The 1,927-nt window shown below is 40.6% G+C and carries 3 protein-coding genes; all 3 read right to left on the reverse strand.

Features of this window, described 5'->3' with window-relative positions; all coding sequences use genetic code 11:
• A partial coding sequence (locus IIF7_RS20500) for a TraG/VirB4 family ATPase (RefSeq protein WP_139801393.1) occupies window positions 1–1,365 on the reverse strand: 1,365 nt, incomplete at its 3' end.
• Window positions 1,352–1,651, reverse strand: coding sequence for a hypothetical protein (locus IIF7_RS20505; protein ID WP_084843546.1), 300 nt, complete (start codon window positions 1,649–1,651; stop codon window positions 1,352–1,354). The genes IIF7_RS20500 and IIF7_RS20505, both read right to left, overlap by 14 nt.
• Before the next feature lie 18 nt (window positions 1,652–1,669).
• On the reverse strand, window positions 1,670–1,927 hold a 258-nt coding region (locus IIF7_RS20510), incomplete at its 5' end, for a hypothetical protein (RefSeq protein WP_084843547.1).

The raw sequence follows: 1,927 nt of genomic DNA on the forward strand, positions 1-1,927 counted from the left end.
CAAATCGATAATGACCAAACGGATTCTTTCCTCAAAATACTGCCGTAGGATATTATTGGCCAGAAAGGATTTCCCTTCTCCGGTGGGCGCAAAAATGGCAAAATTTCTTGCTTTAATTCGTTTTTTAGATTCATCCCAAACATCCTTTTTTACGGGTAGGTTATATTGGCGTTCATTAAAGATTACACCAGTAGCATCTGAGATATAGTTGCCGGTATGCATCCAAAGGCAGAGTGCATGTTTAAGATCGGTAACATAGGTATCCTCTGCTCCGAAATTAGAGGTAAATCCAAAATAACTATTGAACACATAATGCGCCAATGCTTCCCCGGAAGGCATATAAGGTCGAATATCCAGTTGTTTGCATTCTGCCATAAGCTTACCAGCGATTTCTTTTAATTGTTCTTTTTCTATGTGCCAGTACATTACATTAAACTGTCCCCGTACCAGTCGCGATTGTTCATCACGTACAATTTGATCGAGTACCTGTTGGAGTTTTTCGCAGGTAATCAGATTCTGGGAACCGAAATTGGCACTTTTTTTCAGCGATTCAATTTGTTTTTCCAGCTGGCCTTGCCATTTTTTAGTATCCTCGATCCATAGCATTTGGTTTACGATATGATGTTCGTAAAGTTGTAATCCAAAACCATCCATAAAGCCCTGATAAAAACTAAAATCATCCGCTGTAAATTCCGCATGGGGACGTGAAGTTTTCAGTTCATCCTGAAAACAGGATTCATGCTGTAGCACCATAGTTTGGACGTATTGATTTCCCATAAGGAGATCATTTGATGATACCTGTATATCGGTATCATGGTCATCAATAAACCCATTCCAAAAATCCCGACTAAACTTAGTAACAGCTGGTGAAGTCATTTTTATAACCTGAATTTTAGCGGTTTGATTGAGATAGCCCACCACATCGTTAACCTGACGTTCAAAGATTTTCCATTCCTTATCGGATTGATCCAGCTTATTTTTAGAAAGTTTTGCAAAAGGATTGATATAAGCGGATTTTGCCAGTTTATTATTCTTTGGCAGGCTAAAGAATAACAGGCATTGATGATTTAGGTACTGTCTTCCTTTAAAATAGCGATGCGTTGCCTTTTGCAGGAACGAGTCCTTAGGAAGATCTTCAGCAGTATAGGCTTTTTTCAGGTACACATCCTGTTTATGAATAATCGTTCCCACGGGCAGGCCTTTTATGGCCTGAAACCAGCAAGTATGAAGCTGGTCAAAATCCGCTTCCGCAAGAGAATATACTTCGGGAAGCACTACCTGATAGGCCAGGCAGAAATTGCCATTGGCCAAAAACACAGCATTACCCAAACTACTGGCAATCGGAGGATATTTATAGAGATTCATAAGTTCGGATCATAAAATGATTAGGCTTGAGTTGTTTGGTACTGATATGCCTTGGAAACATCTGAAAAACCTGAATACGGGCAGATAGTTTTTTCAGATTGATGAGCATCAGGTACAGCAGAAAGTTCCCACTGCACCCGATCAAAATACTCATCCATCCGAAGGCGAAGATAATGGCAAGCAGGCCCACGATCACGGCAATCATTTGTAGCGCAAACAGATACACCGGAAGCCCAAAGATGAGCGCCTCTTTTCGGATATCACGGTATGGTGTATAGGTTTTCATAGTAATGATGAAAATAGATTATACGGCCATTCCGATCAGGTAGGTAAAGATGCCGACTACGGCACCGGTGATCAATACAAAAACGAGCACACGGCTTATTCCTTTTTTCAGGTCGGCATTTTCACCAAAGAAATGTCCGGCATTAAAAAGGAAACCTACTAAAAAGATCACTCCCAGTAAGATGGGAAATATCGATCGAATGGTATCCGAGATTTCAGCTACTGAATCTTCGATTCCTCCAATTTGTGCGGAAGCGCTAAGACTAAAAAAAAGGCT

Source organism: Zunongwangia atlantica 22II14-10F7, assembly GCF_002094855.1.
GTDB lineage: Bacteria > Bacteroidota > Bacteroidia > Flavobacteriales > Flavobacteriaceae > Zunongwangia > Zunongwangia atlantica.

Excerpts from the sequence above, each read along its gene's own strand:
- IIF7_RS20505 (WP_084843546.1), bottom strand. The coding sequence starts at position 1,651 with ATGAAAACCTATACACCATACCGTGATATCCGAAAAGAGGCGCTCATC.